The organism is Microcystis sp. LEGE 08355, from assembly GCF_015207185.1.
Taxonomy (GTDB): Bacteria; Cyanobacteriota; Cyanobacteriia; order Cyanobacteriales; family Microcystaceae; genus Microcystis; species Microcystis panniformis.
Window position 1 is genome coordinate 1 of sequence record NZ_JADEXI010000188.1, and the last position, 7731, is coordinate 7731.

Below are 7731 nucleotides of genomic sequence, written 5' to 3' on the forward strand. Positions count from 1 at the left end.
GATAACTGATAACTGACTCCTAACCCAATGGTAGATGTGGGATTTTTGCAGGAGTTCTATTTTCCGACAAAGATAAGTAAAAATTATTTATTGACCGTAAAAACTTGAGAATATTTAAATTAACATTCCGCAATATTTACAAATTCTTAAGAATTAATTGAGAAAGATTTTTATTTAACAACGATGTTCCAGTGGTAACAGCGATTTGATAGAATTTCATGATGGGTTATTTTATGCTTTTTTAGCTAGCAATGGCTAAAACCCTTGCCACACCTAGAAGGTGATCCTAATTAAAACGGGTAAATCAGTCAATTTCACCCACAACGATGATCTTTTTTTTATGTAGTTTTATTGCAAAAAAAAAGTTTTTTTGACAAAAAGCACAAAGTATGATATGCAGCAAGGTGTTTCTGGTGGCGAGTAATTATTGTAGAGGGGGGAGATGGGAGAATAAATAAAAGCAATCTCCCGACGACCGACTACTGATAACTGATAACTGATAACTGATAACTGATGAAAAGATTAGCTTGGTTCGATCGCTTAGTGTTAGCGAGTATTTTGGCTTTAATTGCCGCGATATCGTCGATTTTGATCCAGGGAAATCAAGTCCCGACCCGAGGGGAGAATTTTAGCTGGCAAGGGCGAAAAATCGGCGTTAGGGAAAATTATTTTACTTTAAGTTTTAATCGACCGATTGACCGTTCCGATATAGAAACCAGCTTGGTGATCAATCCTCCCTTACCGGGTAAAATTAGCTGGGCCGGAGATCGCTTGACCTATACTTTGACAGAATTGCCGATCTACGGCAAAAAATATCAAGTAAAGTTACCTATTGCTCAAGGTGAGGACTTTATCGGCGAATTTTACAGCCACGATCGAGCTTTTGCCTATATTGGAGTCAACCAAGAGGAAAGAGGCCGTTTAATCGTCTGTAATATCATTCAGGGGCCAAATAACGTCACAGAACTGAAAAAAACCATCCTTACCCCTGGGGATCTGGTGGTCACGGATTTTCAAATCTATCCGAGGGGGGATAGAATTTTATTCTCGGCCTTCGATCGCTCTGACTTAGGACGAGATACCCCAAAACAGCAACTTTACACAATTACCACGGGTTTAAATCATGACGAAAATAGTCAAAATTTGCCCAGTGGTCGTATAGAAAGGTTTTTAGATGCGAAAACCTATCAAAATCTGCGCTTTAATCTCTCAGATAACGGCAAAACCCTAATCGTGCAGAGAATTAATCATGGGAATCCGGGGGATGCCAGTTTATGGGTAATCAGTGATGATGGACAATCGCGACCGTTAGGAATACAAGGGGATAATTTTTTACTATCTCCCGACGGTAAAAAAGCGGTTGTCAGTCAAACGGGAGGGGTAGCGGTGATTCCTTTGGGTGTGCAGGAGGGAAAACCGCAATTTTTGCCTACCTACGAGAAAATCCTCGCTTTTTCCCGGGATGGTCGCCAAAAACTCATGGTGAAATCGGAACCGGATAATCAGCGATCGCTATTTTTGCTCAACGATCGGGGAGAGTCAAGACTACTATTAAGAACAGCTAATCCGATTATTAGCTGTGAATTTGAACCGCGACAGGAAAAAAACCTTTACTGTCTGAAAAGCGATCTGGTTATGGGCAGCGATGGCAAGGTGAAAGAAGAACCATTTTTAGCGATTATTGAGCTAAAAACGGGTAAAATGATCCCCCTGCTGGCCTTACCTAATTATCGTGACGTGCAGATGAGTATGTCTCCCGATGGCGTGGCTTTATTATTTGATCAGTTAGCAACCATACCCTTTGGAGTCGGAAATGATTTAGTCACTGGGGAGGGGTCGAGTATTGCCGATGGTCGTCTCTGGTTATTACAACTTCCTGATCAGTTCAGTCCCAATAGCACCCCGAAAATTCCACCTCAAGAACTCAACGCCGGTTTTAAACCCCGTTGGCTGCCCTAATACGGCAGAATTAAGGAGTTAGGAGTCAGGAGACAGGAGAGAAATCGTTACCTAATCAGGTGACTCGGAGAATACTGACTCCCGAAAACGAAAACCTCATACCTCACCATTAAGATAAGTGCTATATGCTAGTTCAGCGATTTGCTTTTTTATTGCGTCCTAGTGGCGATATCGAGATCGAGCGGGGGATTCGGACTTTATTGGCGCTCGCGGTACCGATTATTATCGGTGATATTTTAGATCAGTCAGAATTGGGGTTAATGGTCGGTTTAGCGGCTCAAATCTTGATTTTAGCCGATGTGGGGGGACTTTACTGCCTGAGAGCGAAAACCCTAGTCGCTACGACTATTGGGATGGCTTTAGCTTTGATTATCGGCACATTAGCCAGTGCTTGGCTAGGATTGACCGTCGTGATAGTTTTTTGCGGGTTGTTTCTAGCGGGTTATTTGACGGTTTACGGGGAAAATGGGGCGTTAGCTGGGGTAGTAATCAGTTTGTTGCTGCTTTTGGCCGTTTCTTTGCCATCGGGAGATATGATCGTCGCTTTACAACGGGCCGGAATCGTTGTGTTGGGGGGGGGATGGACAATTTTTTTGGCCCTGTTTATCTGGCCTTTTCGTCCTAATCAGCCTTTACGTCAGGTAACGGCGGAAAATTTTCAGGGTATCGCCACCTATCTCCGTTCTTTGCCTTTACACTCTCGTTCTAATGCTCATGAGGAGCCATATTTTGACCAAATTCGCCAGCTGTTGCTACGTTCGAGGAAAACTGTCACCTTGACGCGTCGGGGACGTTGGGGAAAAAGTGAGCTGCGGGAATTGTTAATCGTCTTGATTGAAGATAGCGATCGCATTAACACCAGCTTAATTGCGCTGCGAGAATTGCTTCATCTTCATCCCTTGCCACAACTGACCACGGTGGGTATTTTATTAGAAGATATTCTCGTGCAAGTGGCGGAAATTAGCGAAGATATTGCTGGGTTAATTTTGGGTAGAAATAAACAACCGGATTGTGAGCGCTTGCAGCTATTACTCAAGGCGATCAAGCAACAAAAAAACCTGCAAGCTAAAGTTTTAGAAAATGCTCAGGACGATTATAGCAGTTATGTGGCAATTTCCCAATTAAATAATCGTTTAAAAAAATTATTTAAACAGCTAAAAATAGCCAGTGAAACAGCGCAACATTTGCGGCAAAGCGAGGAATTTTCAGATATAAAAAATCCCTGGCAGCGGAACTTTGAAGGGATAGAAAAAGACTACGGTCAAGAAAAAGCTTGGTGGGAACCATTAAAATCTAATTTTAATCTAGAATCGCCCCTATTTCGTCATGGTTTACGCTTGGGTTTGGGAAGTGCGCTAGGAGTTTTGATTTACAATAAGCTAGGAATTACCCATAGTTTTTGGATTGGTTTAACCTTAGTTATTGTGTTAAAACCAGATTTTAGCTTGACTTTTCAACGCTTTTTTAATCGGGTGTTTGGCACGATTTTAGGCTCGTTTTTTGTTTTGGCACTGTTGCGAATTATAGATAATCCGCTCTGGTTAGAAGTTATTGGGGTTATTTCTATAGCGATCGCTTTAACTTTGGTGCGATTTCACTATAGTTTAGCCGTATTTTTTATCACAATTTTTGCTTTAATTATCAGTCGTCTCGATACCAGCAATGACGGGATTAATTTAGAGTATATCAGAATAGTTTATACTTTAATCGGTAGTGCTTTAGCTTTTGCACTTTCCTTCGGTTTTTTACGGTTTAATGAAGATGAACGTTTTTCCCTCGCTGCCATTAAAGCATTAGAAGCTAATCAAATATATTTTCAGTCAGTTATGGCAGTTTATTTAGGAGAATCATCCTATCAAACTGCAAGTTTATCTTCCCATCGCAATAAAGCTCGACGAGCAAATACAACTATGCAAACGGCCCTACAAAGATTAATTGATGATCCTAGCACACCTTTTCCACAAATGGAACCGGCAATCACTTTAAGTAATTATATTCCTCGTTTTGGTCGCGGGGTGACAGTTTTATTGACGGAATTGGAACAATATCGCGGTAGTCCTCCCCATCCTAATCTGAGTCTGTTCACGCAACAAATAACCCAAGCTTTGACGCAATTAACCCAAGCTTTGCAAGCAAATAATCCTCCTTCTCCCTTACCTCCCCTCGAAGATACTTTAGAAAATATCCTCGATCATTTGCAAGAATTGCGAGAGGAAAGGTTAGTGGAAATTGGCCATCAAAAAGAGGGAACTAATCTCCAGAAATATTTAGGGGATTATAATATTGTCACCACGGAACTTGTGGAATTATCCAGTCGTGTTGGGGTAATGAACACAGCAATTGATCGTTTTATTAGAAGTTAAAATTTAGTTATTATAACAAGGGTGTATCTGATTTTTGTAAATCTACTGAGTTGGGTATTTTTAAAGGGAAACTGTCTTCTAAAATTGGTCATTACTTCCGATTTTATCACTCAATCCAAGCTTTTGGTGGGTTCTACCCCCCAAACCCCTAGGGTTGATTCAGAGTAGGGTTGATTCAGAGTAGGGTTGATTCAAGGTAGGGTTGATTCAGAGTAGGGTTGATTCAAGGTAGGGTTGATTCATGAATCAACCCTACCCAAACCCCGGAGCGCATTAGTTTTTCGGTGAGATGCTTACACGCGATTGTTCATATTTTTGTACCAATTTAAGAGTCACTGATAATTGCTGATTGTCGGTATTTCTGCAAAGGTGAGATGCACCCATTTAGCAGTCAGGAGGAAAATCGATTAACTTCGATAATTTCCGTATATTCAAAATTATTAGGACTGCGTTTCACCAGAGAATAATCAACACCATGAAGATTAATTAAGTCCTCTTGACAATCTGCTTTCGGAGAATTATAAACTAACACATATTCTTTACCAATATAGGGAGAAATCTCGGTTTCTACTTCTCCTCTCCATTGAGTTTTTGTCACTAAAACAATTAACTGATTGGCTAATTTAGGAATAGCGATCGCAACTTGCCGACGATAGATATGATCAAGACTACCAAAAGGGGAATCCATCACCAGAGGAAAAGTGCTGCTATCAATTCCCATCAAAGTATTTTTCTGACTCCATTCTCGCACTCGATCGATAATCCCCCCGATAAAAGATAAACTGAGAATCTGATTTTCTCCGGTGGAAGCTGCCACGGGAATGGCAAATCCTGTGGTATTTTCTAATAGTCTTACCTCGTAATCGGGACTAATACGGGGAATATAGGGAGTAAAAGAAATTGAGTTAAAGATTTCCTGTACCCGTTTTTCTAAGGACAAACGAAACTGATTTTCTAATCTCTGTCTTACCTCACTAATGCGATTAATTGCCTCTTGAGTCGCTAAAATACGTCGTTGTCCTAAATTATATTTTTCCTCTTTTTGTTGCTGTTTATGTACCTGTTTTTGCAGGGATTCTAACTCTTTTTCATAGATATCTAGTTGATTTTTATTGCTACCCTGTTCCAAGCGTAAATCTTTTAGGGAATCCTCGATCGCATCTAAGCGAGATTGCAGATTTTTAATATCTTCATCGGGATAATGGCGAAATTTATCCCGCACTTCATCTAATTCTGATTCTACTAAAGATAATTCTAAGCGCCATTGGTGAATATTAGCTTGATAATTATCCACTTCTTGCCAAAAATCTAAGACTTTTTTATCCATGTCTTTGACTGTGGAAGATAAGCGAATGGCTGCTTCTTCTACATCGGCCATTCCTGCTTTATTCATCCAGTCTTGTACCTGTAAATAAGCTTGGCTATTTTCCTGTAATTCCTGGCCACAAATACATTTTTTCCGCTCTAATAATTGTTGGACAAATTGCTGTTTAATACCACTGGGTAATTCCCCTTGTTGTCGTAGGCGATCGATTAATTGCTGAAAGTTTTGATTAATTTCTTTTAAAAAGACTTGATAAGCTTGCTGGGAAATTAATTTCTTTAATTTATCCTTAGTTCTGACTAAATCTTGCCGCAGATTTCTTTCCTGTTGTTCTAATTTTTCTTTTAACTGTTTTAATTCTTCGGCACCACTTAACTCTAGTAAGCGATTAGTAACGGCTTTTTTAAATTCTTCTTGCTGGGATAACTGGGTAATAATATCTTGCTGACGCTGTTTTAATTTCTCGAAATCCTGCTCAATTTTACTTTCCTGTTTCAATAACTTTTTTAAATCCGATTCCCCTAAATCTTTAAGCTCATCTTGTAAAGATTTCTTAGCTTTTTTTAAATGCTCGATCGCTCGATCTAATACTTTAACTCCCAATAATTCTTTTGTATCCTCGGCGATTTTACCTTGGCTACTACTGCGAAATTGATGATCGATATATTCCCCATCAAAAAAGAAATAACGATGTAAACTTTCCGGTAAGATTTGATTAATAATATCCTCTGGTGGTTGATTGGGTGTGTACCAATTGCCATCATCACCAGCGTAGAGCATATATAAACTATTTGAACCGTATTTAATTTTACTATTTACATCTTGGTAGGCGAAAAATTTTCGTTTTACCTGATAGCGTTTATTTTCATGTTCAAAGTTTACTTCCGCGGAACATTCTATGGAAGTTCCCGTGGTTACTTCGGTAATTGCCCGTTTATTAACTAATAACTCTGGTTCGGCAAAAGCTGCTGTAAATTTTTCATAAAGAACCCAGGTACAAGCATTTAAAATAGTTGTTTTTCCCGCTCCATTATTGCCATAAATTACCGTCGTATTGCGAGAACTCGCCGCTAAATGTATCTCAGGAGTCTTGCCATAAAATTGTCGAAAATTACATAACTTTATTGATAGTAGTTTCATATTTATATACAGGGGATGATGGGGAAGTTTTTTCAGTGAACAGTAAACAGTGAACCGATAACTGATAACTGATAACTGATAACTGATAACTGATAACTGATAACCGATAACTGATAACTGATAACTGATAACCGATAACTGATAACTGATAACTGATAACTGATAACTGATTATTGAATTACTTCTTTAATAATTGTTAAAACATCATCATTGATATTGCGAGGATTGCGCTGGTATAACTTATCTCTTTCCAATTTTAAAACTCGATCGATGATTTTTCGCACATCTTCGGGAGCGTTTAAAATCGGTTCTTGGATATTTTGGAGATTATTATCAGAATTAGTCATAGGGCAGATTTTTTAATATTTACAGCCGCGGCATCTCCAACAAAATCGCTGCCGGGGTACGTTAATCTATTACTAACGCACCCTCAGCCTAGATTGTTTCTCTAAACGAAACTTAAATAGGGTAACTTTTGTGCGGTAGATTCAATCAGATCGAGATTTTGTAACAGCTGTCCGCAGGTATCCCAACCCCCTTCTATTAACATCTGTCGGGAACCTTCATTCATAGAGACGGTAGCGACAAAATCCCCCCATTCCACCGTCAGGGTTGTTAAGGAAAGATCGACGGGAATTTCGGGATTAGCTGCAATTAAATCCTGTAAATGGGTGATGGTTTTAGCCTCAGCAGTGACACAGGGAACCCCATTAGCGATACAATTGCCAAAAAATATTTCGGCGAAACTTTCCCCGATAATTGCTTGAATTCCCCAACGTAAAATCGCTTGCGGTGCGTGTTCCCGAGAAGAGCCACAACCAAAATTACCATTGACTACCAAAATTTTCGCCCCTTGGTACTGGGGTAGATCGAAAGGATGACTCCCCTGTAAAGCCGCTCGATCATCGGCGAACACTTGTTCTCCTAAACCTTCAAAGGTGATAC

At 39.7% G+C, this 7731-nt stretch carries 5 protein-coding genes; 2 read left to right on the top strand and 3 right to left on the bottom strand.

Annotated features, from left to right (window positions below; translation table 11 throughout):
- The first annotated feature begins 513 nt into the window (after window positions 1-513).
- Entirely contained in the window at window positions 514-1959 is a 1446-nt protein-coding gene (locus IQ242_RS11325; RefSeq protein ID WP_193960044.1) for an Ig-like domain-containing protein, read from the top strand.
- Window positions 1960-2084: 125 nt separating this feature from the next.
- Complete coding sequence (locus tag IQ242_RS11330; RefSeq protein ID WP_193960045.1) at window positions 2085-4322, top strand: FUSC family membrane protein; 2238 nt, start codon at window positions 2085-2087, stop codon at window positions 4320-4322.
- Window positions 4323-4713: 391 nt separating this feature from the next.
- On the opposite strand, the gene IQ242_RS11335 is transcribed toward IQ242_RS11330, so the two are convergent.
- The 3 genes from IQ242_RS11335 to IQ242_RS11345 all read right to left on the bottom strand — a co-directional run.
- Entirely contained in the window at window positions 4714-6786 is a 2073-nt protein-coding gene (locus tag IQ242_RS11335; RefSeq protein ID WP_193960046.1) for an AAA family ATPase, read from the bottom strand.
- A gap of 170 nt (window positions 6787-6956) precedes the next feature.
- Window positions 6957-7133: a hypothetical protein gene (locus IQ242_RS11340; RefSeq protein ID WP_002740601.1), complete on the bottom strand. Its 177-nt coding sequence runs from the start codon at window positions 7131-7133 to the stop codon at window positions 6957-6959.
- 101 nt (window positions 7134-7234) lie between these two features.
- Window positions 7235-7731, bottom strand: a 497-nt coding sequence (locus tag IQ242_RS11345) for an isopropylmalate isomerase (RefSeq protein WP_193960047.1), incomplete at its 5' end; no start/stop codon positions are given.

Excerpts from the sequence above, each read along its gene's own strand:
- IQ242_RS11325 (WP_193960044.1), top strand. The coding sequence starts at position 514 with ATGAAAAGATTAGCTTGGTTCGATCGCTTAGTGTTAGCGAGTATTTTG.
- IQ242_RS11340 (WP_002740601.1), bottom strand. The coding sequence starts at position 7,133 with ATGACTAATTCTGATAATAATCTCCAAAATATCCAAGAACCGATTTTA.
- IQ242_RS11330 (WP_193960045.1), top strand. The coding sequence starts at position 2,085 with ATGCTAGTTCAGCGATTTGCTTTTTTATTGCGTCCTAGTGGCGATATC.
- IQ242_RS11335 (WP_193960046.1), bottom strand. The coding sequence starts at position 6,786 with ATGAAACTACTATCAATAAAGTTATGTAATTTTCGACAATTTTATGGC.